The organism is Flavobacterium sp. Root901, from assembly GCF_001429765.1.
Lineage (GTDB): Bacteria > Bacteroidota > Bacteroidia > Flavobacteriales > Flavobacteriaceae > Flavobacterium.
Window position 1 is genome coordinate 361729 of sequence record NZ_LMJB01000005.1, and the last position, 13073, is coordinate 374801.

The 13073-nt window shown below is 34.0% G+C and carries 14 protein-coding genes; 11 read left to right on the plus strand and 3 right to left on the minus strand.

Going from position 1 to position 13073, the window contains the following annotated elements; genetic code table 11:
- Nucleotides 1-3: 3 nt before the first annotated feature.
- Nucleotides 4-321, minus strand: a complete 318-nt coding sequence (gene trxA / locus ASE21_RS05290; RefSeq protein ID WP_008466289.1) for a thioredoxin — start codon at nucleotides 319-321, stop codon at nucleotides 4-6.
- Nucleotides 322-564: 243 nt separating this feature from the next.
- Between trxA and ASE21_RS05295 the strand changes: the two genes are divergently transcribed.
- From ASE21_RS05295 to ASE21_RS05315, 5 genes are all read left to right on the plus strand, one after another.
- Nucleotides 565-3036, plus strand: coding sequence for an AsmA-like C-terminal region-containing protein (locus ASE21_RS05295; protein ID WP_057121526.1), 2472 nt, complete (start codon nucleotides 565-567; stop codon nucleotides 3034-3036).
- Nucleotides 3037-3191: 155 nt separating this feature from the next.
- Entirely contained in the window at nucleotides 3192-3413 is a 222-nt protein-coding gene (locus tag ASE21_RS05300; protein ID WP_057121527.1) for a helix-turn-helix domain-containing protein, read from the plus strand.
- Complete coding sequence (dcm, locus tag ASE21_RS05305) at nucleotides 3410-4633, plus strand: DNA (cytosine-5-)-methyltransferase (RefSeq protein WP_057121528.1); 1224 nt, start codon at nucleotides 3410-3412, stop codon at nucleotides 4631-4633. The genes ASE21_RS05300 and dcm overlap by 4 nt, the downstream gene beginning before the upstream one ends.
- Nucleotides 4614-5921 (plus strand): MvaI/BcnI family restriction endonuclease, encoded by a 1308-nt coding sequence (locus tag ASE21_RS05310; RefSeq protein ID WP_057121529.1) that lies wholly within the window; start codon nucleotides 4614-4616, stop codon nucleotides 5919-5921. The genes dcm and ASE21_RS05310 overlap by 20 nt, the downstream gene beginning before the upstream one ends.
- 8 nt (nucleotides 5922-5929) lie before the next feature.
- Nucleotides 5930-6352 carry a very short patch repair endonuclease gene (locus ASE21_RS05315; protein WP_057121530.1) on the plus strand — a complete coding sequence of 141 codons (423 nt, stop codon included), beginning with the start codon at nucleotides 5930-5932 and terminating at the stop codon, nucleotides 6350-6352.
- 35 nt (nucleotides 6353-6387) lie between these two features.
- On the opposite strand, the gene ASE21_RS05320 is transcribed toward ASE21_RS05315, so the two are convergent.
- Nucleotides 6388-6621, minus strand: a complete 234-nt coding sequence (locus ASE21_RS05320) for a hypothetical protein (protein WP_057121531.1) — start codon at nucleotides 6619-6621, stop codon at nucleotides 6388-6390.
- A gap of 339 nt (nucleotides 6622-6960) precedes the next feature.
- On the opposite strand from ASE21_RS05320, the gene ASE21_RS05325 reads away from it, so the two are divergent.
- Nucleotides 6961-7275 carry an HPF/RaiA family ribosome-associated protein gene (locus ASE21_RS05325; RefSeq protein ID WP_057121532.1) on the plus strand — a complete coding sequence of 105 codons (315 nt, stop codon included), beginning with the start codon at nucleotides 6961-6963 and terminating at the stop codon, nucleotides 7273-7275.
- A gap of 98 nt (nucleotides 7276-7373) precedes the next feature.
- Here ASE21_RS05325 and ASE21_RS05330 read toward each other — a convergent pair whose 3' ends face one another.
- The gene (locus ASE21_RS05330) at nucleotides 7374-8045 is read right to left on the minus strand and encodes a hypothetical protein (RefSeq protein WP_057121533.1); all 672 of its coding nucleotides are present in this window, start codon (nucleotides 8043-8045) and stop codon (nucleotides 7374-7376) included.
- A 262-nt stretch (nucleotides 8046-8307) separates the two neighbouring features.
- On the opposite strand from ASE21_RS05330, the gene ASE21_RS05335 reads away from it, so the two are divergent.
- The 5 genes from ASE21_RS05335 to ASE21_RS05355 all read left to right on the plus strand — a co-directional run bounded on the left by ASE21_RS05335 (nucleotide 8308) and on the right by ASE21_RS05355 (nucleotide 12988).
- The gene (locus tag ASE21_RS05335; protein ID WP_057121534.1) at nucleotides 8308-8796 is read left to right on the plus strand and encodes a nuclear transport factor 2 family protein; all 489 of its coding nucleotides are present in this window, start codon (nucleotides 8308-8310) and stop codon (nucleotides 8794-8796) included.
- Between the two features lie 262 nt (nucleotides 8797-9058).
- The gene (locus ASE21_RS05340; protein WP_057121535.1) at nucleotides 9059-10441 is read left to right on the plus strand and encodes an ammonium transporter; all 1383 of its coding nucleotides are present in this window, start codon (nucleotides 9059-9061) and stop codon (nucleotides 10439-10441) included.
- Between the two features lie 661 nt (nucleotides 10442-11102).
- Nucleotides 11103-11780 (plus strand): tRNA (guanosine(46)-N7)-methyltransferase TrmB, encoded by a 678-nt coding sequence (gene trmB / locus ASE21_RS05345; protein ID WP_057122338.1) that lies wholly within the window; start codon nucleotides 11103-11105, stop codon nucleotides 11778-11780.
- A gap of 42 nt (nucleotides 11781-11822) precedes the next feature.
- Complete coding sequence (locus tag ASE21_RS05350) at nucleotides 11823-12461, plus strand: LysE family transporter (protein WP_057121536.1); 639 nt, start codon at nucleotides 11823-11825, stop codon at nucleotides 12459-12461.
- Nucleotides 12462-12661: 200 nt separating this feature from the next.
- Entirely contained in the window at nucleotides 12662-12988 is a 327-nt protein-coding gene (locus ASE21_RS05355; RefSeq protein WP_057121537.1) for an MGMT family protein, read from the plus strand.
- The last annotated feature ends 85 nt before the right edge of the window (nucleotides 12989-13073 follow it).

The following is a 13073-nucleotide window of genomic DNA, read 5'->3' on the forward strand; positions in this document are numbered from 1 at the left end:
CGATTACAACAAAGCGTCTAAGCTGTCAGCGTAGGCTTGTTTCGGAGCAACTCCTACTTGTTTACCTACTACTTCACCATTTTGGAAAACCAAAACAGTTGGTATGTTACGCACACCATATTTAGCAGCAAATTCCTGGTTAGCATCAACATCTACTTTACCAACCACAACTTTTCCTGCATATTCTTCACTCAATTGGTCAATGATTGGACCAACCATTCTACATGGACCGCACCATGCTGCCCAAAAATCTACCATTACTGGTTTATCTGATTTTAAAACTACTTCGTCAAAAGTAGCATCTGTTATTGCTAATGCCATAATTATTTTTCTTTAAAGTTATTCTCAGTTTTTGTCCCGGGAGACTTTTTTAAATACTTTCAAACTGAGATACAAAGTTAAAAATTAAAAACAAATCATACACCATTCCCAAATTAGTTTTGATTATAAATGCATCGTCAATTATTATACTATTCACATGTGCTTTATTTACAAGCCATAACCCTGATGTAAAGCCGATTCGTTTTTTATTCTTATCTTTAATGATATTGAAAACCTATAATAATGAAGGAAATTTTACTCAAAATAAAGCTATTTTTCCAGTCGGTCCATTTTAAAAAATATGCCAGACGTTTCGGTATTTTTATTTTGGTACTTGTGGGATTGCTTTTATTGGCCTATGGAGGATTATCGGTTTATTTCAATAAGAATAAAACTGAAATTATTGCCAAAATCAATACCAGGATTAATGAGAATATTAACGGTTCATTTCATATTGGCGATTTTCAGTATAAATTTTTAACCGGTTTCCCAAATTTTACCCTCGCCTTAAAAGATGTCGAACTCAAAGACCATAAATGGAATACGCATCATCATACTTTGCTAAAAGCACAGGAAATTGAAGCACGTTTAAATGTCTGGAGTTTACTGCGAAATGAAGTCAACATTCATAAAATCCTGATTAACGACGCCGATATTTATATTTATAAAACCAAAGACGGTTACACAAATTCGGATATTTTTAAAACAAAGAAGAAAAAATCTCCTGAAAACAATTCAAAACCCGAAACCACAATCGACGAAATAGACCTCAGCGATGTTCATGTCATTATTGACAATCAACTCGGAAATAAATTATTTGATTTTGATGTTCACACTTTAAAATCAAAAGTCGATTACAATGGAGACGACTGGAGTACTGATTTATTTATTGATACTCAAATAAACAGTCTTGCTTTTAATACCGTTCACGGAAGTTTTGCCAAACAAAAAGAACTTAAAGGAACGCTGGCTGTTTCTTATCATACCGACAAACAAAAAATTGATGTGTCGACTAATAACCTAAAAATTGGTTCTGATTTATTTACTATTGCAGCGTATTTTAATGTTGGCAAGACCAATTCTCTTTTCGGAATAAATATCAATACCCGTATTTTATGGAGTAATGCTTCTAATTTATTATCCGGAAATATTAGTTCGAAATTGAATCGGTTTGATTTGAAGAAACCAATTGACGTAAACTGCGATCTGAAAGGCGATTTAAATGTTCATGACGATCCTAAAATTGTCGTTCAGGCCGTTTGTAAAAATAACGAACTCACAATTCCCGACGGACAAATTGAAAAATGCAGTTTCAGAGGGATTTTTACCAATAATTTTAAACCAAAAGAGGGATTTAACGACCCTAATTCGGCTGTTATTTTAACGCGATTTTCGGGAGAATATGAAAATATTCCGTTAACCATTCCACAAGTTGTAATCAGCAATCTCGAAAAACCAATTGCAACCGGAATCGTCAGTTCTGATTTTGATATTGAAAGGCTTAACGAAGTCAGCAGTGAAAAATGGATTCATTTTACCGAAGGTCATGCCAGAGCCAACCTTAAATTTCAGTTTGATATCGTCGACCTGTACATCAACAAACCAAGATTTATTGGAAAAGTTGATGTCGACAATGCTTCGTTTCAATATATCCCGAAAAATATTCAGGCTGTAAAAACCAACATTCATCTTGATTTTACCGAAAAAGCTTTATTCATCAAACAAATTGCTTACAAACACAAAAAGAACACCATTTTGATCGACGGTAAAATCGATAATTTCCTGAACCTTTATTATGATGCACCCGAAAAAATGGTCGTCAACTGGAATATTTATTGTCCTAATATTGATCTCAAACAATTTCTGGGTGTTTTGGCGTCTTCACAAAAAAAGAAGGCTTCAGTAAAAAATAATAAAAGAACAACGATTTCGAATCATCTACGAAACGTAATCGATAAATGTATTGTGGTTATTGACATTAAAGCAGATAAAATCAATTATAACAAACTGACTGCGACTAATACAAGAGCAAGAGTGGAAATGCTTAACTCAAAATTGGTAATAAAAAATGGTTCGCTTCAAACTTCAGGCGGAAACATCACTTTTAGCAGTGAAGTTGTTCCCAGCGGAAAAAATTATGCTTTTAGTTCAAGCGCACAGGTAAACCGGGTTGATATCGCAAGTTTTTTGAGATCGTTCAACAATTTCGGAATCACATCTTTTAATCCCAATAATATAAAAGGAAGATTGACCAGCAACGCAAACGTAAGCGGATTTATCAATAGTCATGGAGAATTAATAACCAATTCCATGCACGGAAAACTTGATTTTACGGTTAATCAGGGCGCTTTGCTAAACTTTGAACCTATAATGAAAATTGGCAAATTTGCCTTTCCGCTTCGTGATGTAGAAAATATCACATTCAGCGATTTGTCCGGTCATTTAAATATGCGCGGAGAACAAATCGACGTGAATAATTTAACGATAAGTTCCAGCGTACTAAACATCGATGTTGACGGAATTTATTCTTTCGGACGCGGCACTAATCTCGCCTTGACAATTCCATTAAGAAATTCAAAAAACGACGCCAAACTCGCCAGCAAAGCCGAACGCGACGCTGTTCGAGAACGTGGTATTGTGCTGCATTTATTGGCTGTTGATGATAATGGGAAGATGAAGATTAAGTGGGGGAAGAAGGGGAAAGAAACCAAGTAATTGTCGCCTTAATTTGTCATTAAGGAGAAATAAAAGAATCGCATTAGAACATATATTACCAAATAAATCGTAGTTAATATCAAGTTGAAAACTTATAATTTATGAGGCCAATTGTACGCGGGTCAATTGTATGCGTAAAACTACTTTTATAAACTATGAATATCAAAGAAAAATTTGGGTTTAAAGTTAAAGAACTCAGAGAACAAAAAGGCTTCTCAATTGAGTATTTAGCCAATATTTCCAACGTTGACAGAAATTATATTTCAGACATAGAAAAAGGTCAGCGAAATGTTTCCATAGAAATTATAGAAAAAATAATCATAGCTCTAGATTCTGATTTAGGAGCTTTTTTTAATGATAAGAGTTTTAAAAAATGACGAAAGTAAAAAAGTATTCAGAAATTAGACAAAAACTTCATATTGATATTGACAAAAAAACAGATAATGGTTTAGCGAAACTTACTCATTATTTTCAAAATCATAAAAACGGAGTTTCAGAATATTTTAAAAATGATGCAACAGAATATCTTACCAGTTTGCATGAAAAATTAAATATTTTAGAAGAACCAAATTTTCAATATTATTTACCAATAAAATGGGACATCCCTTTTCCTTCTCCTGAAAAACCTAAATTTAAGTTTATTGATTTATTTGCAGGTATTGGAGGCATAAGACTTGCTTATCAAAACTTAGGTGGAAAATGTGTGTTTACTAGTGAATGGGATACATATTCAAAAAAAACTTATGAAGCAAATTTTGGAAAAGTTCCTTTCGGCGATATAACCCAAATTAAAGAAACAGAAATTCCTGATCATGATGTTTTACTAGCTGGATTTCCTTGTCAACCTTTCTCAATTGCAGGAGTTTCAAAAAAGAATGCATTAGGAAGAAAACATGGATTCTTAGATGAAACACAGGGAACTTTATTTTTTGATATTGCTAGAATTTTAGAACATAAAAGACCCAAAACTTTTATGTTAGAAAATGTGAAAAACCTTGTATCTCACGACAAGGGAAACACTTTTAAAGTTATTCAAAAGACATTAAAAGAATTAAACTATAATATTTATTTTAAAGTTTTAGATGGTAAATATTTTGTCCCTCAGCATAGAGAACGAATTATTATAGTTGGTTTTGACAATGAATATTTTGAAGGAAAAGAGAATTTCAAATTTCCAGAAATGACTGAAGCAAAATTTGCATTAAAAGATATTCTTTTACCCGAAGTAGACCCTAAATATACCTTATCAGATAAACTATGGAATTATCTTCAGGAATATGCAAAAAAACATAAAGCAAAAGGAAATGGTTTTGGCTTTGGTTTAGCCGATTTAAATGGCATTTCACGAACAATGAGTGCAAGATATTATAAAGATGGGGCAGAAATATTAATTCCTCAGAAAGGAAAAAATCCAAGAAGATTAGTCCCTAGAGAATGTGCAAGACTGCAAGGATTTCCAGATGAATTCATCATTCCAGTTTCTGATAATCAAGCTTATAAACAATTTGGAAATTCAGTAGTTTCTCCTTTAATGCAAGCTGTTGGTAAAAACATATTAAAAGAATTAATTCAAATAAATGAATCTAAAAAGTCTTAAAGCGATTTTTTCAGCAAATGGGTGCAATAAGATTTATATCAAAAATCTTGCCCCCAATGATAACTCCAAAAATCAAGTATATTTTGGAGGTAACTTTGAGGTGTTAAATATTTTACCTATTTCTGAAATTACTACCGAAGCTGCTGGTGATTGGAAAAAAGAAAGATTTAAGGCTAAAATAAAATTTTCATGGATTTTAGAAGATGGAACATTAACTTTAGCTCCAAAATCTCAACTTATTTTATATCCAAAATATCCAGAAGTGAGATTTTCAGGTTTCTTGATTGGAAGTAAAAATGCACCTTCATATTTAATGACGCAACGACTACAGAATAGGTTACTTTTTTTAGGAGTTTCCGACCTTGGTGAAACTTTAGGATATGTAGCTGCTCCTGATTCTGAAATTGCTAATGAACTAAACAATTTATCTTCATTAAATAATTATGGAATATTTAAAGTAATCGAGCTTCCAATTTTTCAGAATAATAAACAAAAACTGATTTCCGAATTATTACGAATTCATAATCTGGACTGGATTAACTCCAAGCGCTTGGATACTTTTAGAAACATATTGCCCTGCAAATCATCTAATTGTGGAGGTTATACATTAGAAGCTGAATTAGGAATAACTCCAAACGGATATTCTGAACCAGATTATCTTGGATGGGAAGTAAAGCAGTTTGGAGTTGCTAATTTTACAAGAATAAATTCGAGTGTAATAACACTAATGACGCCTGAACCTACAGATGGCTTTTACAAATCAGCAGGAGCTGAAGCCTTCTTAAGAAAATATGGCTATCCAGATGTTAGTGGAAAACCAGATCGATTAAACTTTGGAGGCGTACATAGATCTGAAAAACTACATCCTCGGACAAATCTTATATTAAAATTAATAGGCTATGACCAATGTGAAGGAAAAATCAGAAATTCTAATGGCCGAATTGCTTTAATTGACCAAAATGATAATGAAACTGCCTCATGGAGTTTCACATCAATGATGTTACATTGGAACAGAAAACACAATCAGGCTTGTTATGTCCCATCATTATCTCAAAAAATTCCAGAAAGGAATTACAAATATGGCAACAATATAATTTTAGGAACGGGAACAGACTTTTTAATGTTTTTAAAAGAAATGGCAAACGGAAATATTTATTACGATCCAGGAATTAAATTAGAGAATATGTCAACTAAGCCATTAATTAAAAAGAGAAACCAATTTAGAATAGTTTCTAAAAATTTAGGCAACTTGTACAAAAACAAGGAAATAGTAGACATTACAGCTTGATACAATTTATGGACGTCCACAATCCCGAACAACGCTCCAAAAACATGCGTGCTATCAAAAGCACAGAAACTAAAGCAGAAGTCGCTTTAGCAAAAGCATTATGGAATCTGGGTTATCGCTATCGCAAAAATAATAAAACAGTTTTCGGAAAACCGGACTTCACATTTAAGCAACTCAAAATTGCCATTTTCGTAGACTCAGAATTCTTCCACGGAAAAGATTGGGAAACTCGCAAAAAACCACAAACGAATGCAGAATTCTGGATCAAAAAAATCGAAAGAAACATCCAAAGAGATATCGAAGTAAACACTTATTTAGAATCTCAAAACTGGAAGATTTTACGTTTCTGGAGCAATGATATCAAAAAGAATTTAGATGCTTGTATTCTCGAAATTCAAAACGCAATAAACGAAAGACAAACTACAAAATAAAAAGCCACTATTAAAAGCGGCTTTTCACATTTCTATCACTCAACCTCAAAATAAGGATTTAAAATCTCGGCTAGTTCATTCAGCCAGAAATAACCTTGTTCAACTGATCTTGGATCGATTTGCAAGGTTTCGCATTCTCGCATTAGCGACATGGCGAGAAGATAATTTACTTTTCGAATTGCTTTTGCGAAACTTTTAGGATCTGTTGCCTGATTGAAAAATTCGTTTAACCGCAATTCGGTTTCTTTGGTAAGGGTGTTAATACTCATTTTTTTTGCATTTAGGAATATAAAACCCGCATAGCTACAGGTGTCCTACGCTGCAAAAAGAGCGTTGCAGTTGTTTCCAATACCGCCACCATACCACACGGGCAAGAAGTTTGTTCGATTCATATTTTTTGCATTTAGGAATTGCAAATATATGAAAATAAAAATATTTTGTAAGTTTTTTCTTTATTTAAAAAATAAACGGTTAAGCAGATCACTTCGCAATCAAAATTACAAAACTGAAAACAAAATAATTAAAATTTCATAATGTTTCCTTAACTAGCTTGGCTTTTTCTTTTTAAAAGGATAGATTTGAGAAACAATCATTAAATACAATCCGTTATGAAAATACAAATCAATACTGATAAAAACATCGAAGGACACCAAAGATTAGAAAATTATTTCTCTGAAGAATTAGAAAAAGGTTTAGCGCGTTTTGAAGATAAAATTACACGCATCGAAGTACATTTTGGAGATGAAAATGGCGAGAAATTCAGCCTGAATGATAAAAAATGCGTTCTTGAAGTTCGTACTGCAAAATTACAGCCAATCACTGTAACTGAACATGCCGAAACTCTTGAAAAAGCTTTTAATGGTGCTTTGAGCAAAGTTAAAAAAACACTTACCACAACTTTCGAAAAATTGAAAGCACATTAAATTTCAAAATAGATAAAAAAAAAGACGTTTCAGGTTGAAACGTCTTTTTTTTTATCTATTTTGAAATTGACAAAGGTTAAACAGTTGTCCCCTATTCTTTATGATTTTGGCAGCGGAGCTCCAACAGCGATATCACAGCGATGCCCTGCCTGTCCGTGTGGCGGATTCATTCCTTCTGCGACTGTTTTGTTGGCATCGGTGCTTAGTAATGCAGGAACCGGATTCGATCCTGGCGCAGGAACTGTAACATTTTGTGTCATTGTTCCGCTTTGAGGTGTTGATGTTACTGCGGTAGTTTTGGCAGCGGGCGAATTTAACGGCGCTCCAACCGGAATATCACATCTGTGTCCTGGCTGTCCATGCGACGGATTCATTCCCTTTCCTACTTTTACCGGCGCTGCAACTGTAGTAGTAACCACATTTTTTTGATTCGGATTTACCTGTACTGTTTGTCCGGCCTGCGCCTGAACTTGCTGAACCTGCTGCGTTGGTGCAGAATTCAAAGGTGCTCCTACGGCAATATCGCAGCGGTGTCCCGGTTGTCCGTGAGCCGGATTTAGCCCTTTTGTTTCGCTTAAAACCGTATTTGGATTTGAAGCCTGAGCCGGAGTCTGCTGTACGACAGAATTTGTTTTCGTTGTATCTTTTGCAAGTCCAAGTCTTACTAATTCTGATGTTGCTGTGGTTTGTTGTGGTTCTAATTCTTTTTTGCAGGAAACAAAAAGTAATGAAGTTATAGCGAGTGAACTTATAAAGATTTTCGGATTCATATTATGGTATTTTAGAGCACTCAAATATAGTTGTTTTTTGAAATTAAACCATAGAAAATAACCGTATTAAGATATAAAGTTTAAGAATTTACATTGTCGTTTAATGACTTAAAGCTGCAAAACCTCAATTTTTTTCTCGCAGATTTCGCAGATACGGCGGATTTTAAATTTATCTGCTTTTATCTTCAACCCGTAAAATCTGCGTGCCGTCTCGCATCATTTTAAAAAATTCCTATCTTTAAACTTCAAATAAAAATCTCTCATGAAAAAAACACTTTTACTCCTTTTATTCGTTACTTCTTTTGCAAATGCACAAACCGACAAAGAAAAAATCACTCACACTCTTGATGCATGGCACAAAGCGGCAGCTGAGGTAAAATTTGATGCTTATTTTAATGCTTTGGCAGACAATGCTATTTATATTGGAACTGATGCGACCGAAAACTGGACCAAAAAAGAATTTCAAATCTGGGCAAAACCTTTTTTTGATAAAGGAACAACCTGGAATTTTAAAGCACTGGAGCGTCATATCTTTTTTGATAAATCTGGAAAACTGGCCTGGTTTGATGAATTATTAGACACCCAAATGAAAATCTGCCGCGGTTCCGGAGTTCTAGTCAAAGTTGGAAAAGAATGGAAAATTCAGCATTATGTTTTATCCATGACAATTCCGAATGATGAGGTAGATGCCGTAACTAAAATAAAAGCACCAGTAGAAGACGCTTTGATTGCGAAGCTTCAAAAAAAATAAACATTTTTCTGCTTTATTCTTATAATCATAACTTTTCTACTCTCTAACGAGTTAAAGTATTGAATTAATTATAATGTAATTGATAAAATTCGGCGTAATTTAGGGTGTCAAAATAAAATAGTCTTAAAAAAACGGGGTGTATTTTATAAATTTATTTAAAATAAAAACACACCCGCTATTTTAACAGCCCTTGAAATAAGAATATTTAATTTTTTTTAACTTTGACCCCAAAAAAAATAGGGTTCAATTAAGTATTTGAAAAATGAAAATAGAAAAACGCTGGATTATTTCCTTCATTATGATAAGTGTTGTGTGTACGGTAGGTGCATTTTGGCCTACAGTAACAGAAAATAGTTATGTTTTATCAGAATTTGGAACTACAGATCATATTGTACCGGCCGATGTTGCCTGGATGCTTACTTCAAGCTGTCTGGTTTTAATCATGACTCCCGGGTTATCCTTTTTTTATGGCGGAATGGTAGGCCGTAAAAATGTGATTTCGACAATGCTTCAAAGTTTTATCTGTTTAGGGGTTGTAACACTTTTATGGGCTGTTGTCGCTTTTAGTCTTGCATTTGGAGAGCCGGTTGGTTTTGGTTCAGGAGATCATTTTTACAGCTTCTTCGGAAATCCGACTACTTTTGCTTTTATGGATTATGTTGGCGTTTTGCCTCATAAAAAATTGGCTTCTACAATTCCGTTTATGCTTTTTGCATTGTTTCAAATGAAATTTGCCATTATCTGTCCTGCAATTATCACAGGTTCATTTGCAGAGCGTGTTCGTTTTATTTCTTATTTAGTTTTTATCAGCTTATTTACCATTTTTATATATGCTCCTTTATGTCATGCGGTTTGGTATCCAACCGGTGTTTTAGGAAGTTATTTTGGAGTAAAAGATTTTGCCGGAGGAACCGTAGTTCACATGAGTTCTGGTTTCGCTGCTTTGGCAGGAGTTTTAGTTTTAGGAAAAAGAAAAAACAGCCAGCATATTCCAACCAATATTCCATTTGTATTATTAGGAACCGGTATGCTGTGGTTTGGGTGGTTTGGTTTCAACGCCGGATCTGCACTTGCTGCAAACGGTACAGCCGCTATGGCTTTTGCCACAACTACAACATCATCTGCAGCAGCCATGTTAACATGGGTTTTCTTTGACAGAATGAACGGAAGAAAAGTTTCTGCACTTGGAGCTTGTATTGGAGCCGTAGTAGGTTTGGTAGCGATAACTCCGGCGGCAGGTTTTGTTTCAGTTCCTGAAAGTATGTTTTTTGGTTTCGTAACTGCTCTGGTTTCAAACTCAGTTGTCAATTGCCGTTTATCAAAAAGATTTGATGATACGCTTGACGTTTTTGCCTGTCACGGTGTTGGCGGAATTATGGGAATGATCCTGACTGCCGTTTTTGCCCATGGCGAAAATGCAAGTTTATTACATGGAGGATGGAGCGTCTTTGGACATCACATGATGGCATTGGTGTTGGTTTCAATCTTTACTTTCTTCGGAGCGTATTTCTTGTTTAAAGTAACCAATTTCATTATTCCGCTTCGTGTTTCTGAAGAATCAGAACATATCGGATTGGATTTGTCGCAGCACGACGAAACTTTAGATCCAAAATTAAAACCAATTACAGAACCTCATTACGGTTAAATACTATTTTTTTGCCACGAATTACACGAATTTTCACGAATTTTTTTCGATCATACAATTAAATTAATTTGTGAAAATTCGCGTAAATCTTGGCAAAACTTTAAATATATAGTCCTTACAGGACATTTTTTATTTATATCCATGGTGTTTTCTACCGATATTTTATTCCTAACGGAATAGCCATAAAAATACTTCTTAGCTCAAATAAATCTCGCAGGGTTAAATGTTAGTAAAACAAATTACCGATGTTTTATTCTAACGGAATAGCTATAAAAATACTTCTTAGCTCAAATAAATCCCGTAGGATTAAATATTGGTAAACAAATTACCGATGTTTTATTCCTAACGGAATAGCTATAAAAATACTTCTTAGCTCAAATAATCTCGTAGGATTAAATATTGGTAAAACAAATTAACGATATTTTATTCCTAACGGAATAGCTATAAAAATACTTCCTAGCTCAAATAAATCTCGTAGAGATGAAATATTGGTAAAACAAATAATCTGCTATCATGATCTTGTCCCGTAGGGACTTTACATTACTAGCATTAAAAAAACCTTTTATCCCGATAGCTATCGGGAGCAGCAAAAACATTTAAACCTAATTGCGCTATTTTCATTCGTTTATATTCCTTAATTTTGCGGAAAATTTTTGTAAAAGTGGGAAGTAAAAATAAACTAAAAAGATTCAGAGAAAACGAAACATTTCAAAACGTTTTTCAACCAACAAGAGAAGAAGTTGTAGGCGATTTAATGCCTTTGAAAGGAAAATGGAATTCGGATTTCTTTAAAAATGACAATCCCCTGATTTTAGAATTAGGATGCGGGAAAGGTGAATACTCAGTTGGATTGGCAGAAAAATATCCTAACAAAAATTTTATCGGAATCGACATCAAAGGTGCACGTTTCTGGCGTGGTGCAAAAACTGCTGTTGAAAACGGACTTCATAATGTTGCTTTTGTGCGCACTCAAATTGAACTTATAAATCATATTTTTGCCGAAGGCGAAGTAGACGAAATCTGGATTACTTTTCCGGATCCGCAGATTAAATACAAGAGAACAAAACACAGAATGACCAATTCTGAGTTCTTGAAACTGTACAAAAAAATCCTTAAAAAAGACGGTATTGTAAACCTTAAAACTGACAGCGAATTTATGCATGGTTATACCCTTGGACTGCTTCACGGAGAAGGCCATGAAGTATTATACGCCAATCATAACGTTTACAAAAATGAAGGAAGCCCTGAAGTTGTAACTTCAATTCAGACATTTTATGAAAAACAATATTTAGAAATTAACAAGGCAATTACGTATATTCGTTTTAAAATTAAAGATTAATTTAATTTTAAAAACACCTTTTTTAACCGATCCAATTACTGAATGGCATTATTGACTCCATTATTTTCAGGTTTTATTGCCGCTGCAATCGGGATTATTCCTCCGGGATTAATCAATATGACAGCAGCCAAGATAAATCTGAAAGAAGGAAAAAAAAATGCTTTGTGGTTTGTAATTGGCGCCGTTTTAGTCATCTTTTTTCAGGTTTATGTTGCGGTTTTATTTGCGCAGGTTATTGACAACCGCCCGGATGTAATAACCCTTCTGCGCGAAGTGGGATTTGTTATTTTTTCGATCTTAACCATTTACTTTTTGTTTATTGCAAAAGATCCTAAAACCAAGAAAAAATCGAAGATTAAAAAAAGCAGTAAAAAAAGTCGTTTTTTCCTTGGAATGCTCTTGTCGGGATTAAACTTCTTTCCTATTCCGTATTATGTTGTGGTAAGTGTAACATTGTCATCTTATCATCTTTTTGTGTTTGAAAACAATATTATTTTCACTTTTGTTTTAGGTTCAATCTTAGGTTCTTTTGCTGTTTTGTACAGCTATATTGCTTTTTTTGAAAGAATTGAAAAGAAAACCGATTACTTAATGCGAAACATGAATACCATTATTGGAAGCATTACAGGCTTAGTAGCTGTCGTGACGCTTTTTAATATTTTGAATTATTATTTCGGATAATGTATACGCCGCAGATTTAACGGATTAAAATGATTATTTTTTTTACTTTGTGGTAAATATTTTTTCCGCAGATTTCAAAGAATTTTTATTTGATATTAATCCATTTAAATCTGCAAAAATCTGCGGGAAACTTAAATTTTAGGACAAAGCAAAAAATCATTTTATCCCGATAGCTGCCGTGAGCGGCAAAAAAATAAAATATGGCTGAGGAAAATTTTTTCGAAAGAGTGTATGCAATTGCCAGACAAATTCCGTTTGGTAAAGTAACTTCGTACGGAGCAATTGCAAAAGCCCTGGGCACAGCCCGTTCTGCCCGAATGGTGGGCTGGGCAATGAATGCCTGCCATAATATGGATGATGTCCCGGCACACCGAGTCGTGAACCGAAAAGGACTTTTGACAGGAAAACATCATTTTGACGGAACTAATTTAATGCAGCAGCTTTTAGAAAACGAAGGTATTAAAGTGGTAAACAATCAAATTGTTGATTTTGAAAAACACTTCTGGAAACCGGAAGTTGAAATTTAATTTTTCCCACAAACTAATATAAACCTTTATAGGTTTCGTTTTATTCATTTCATTTGGCTCGGCTTTGCAAGAGATCTATACGTAT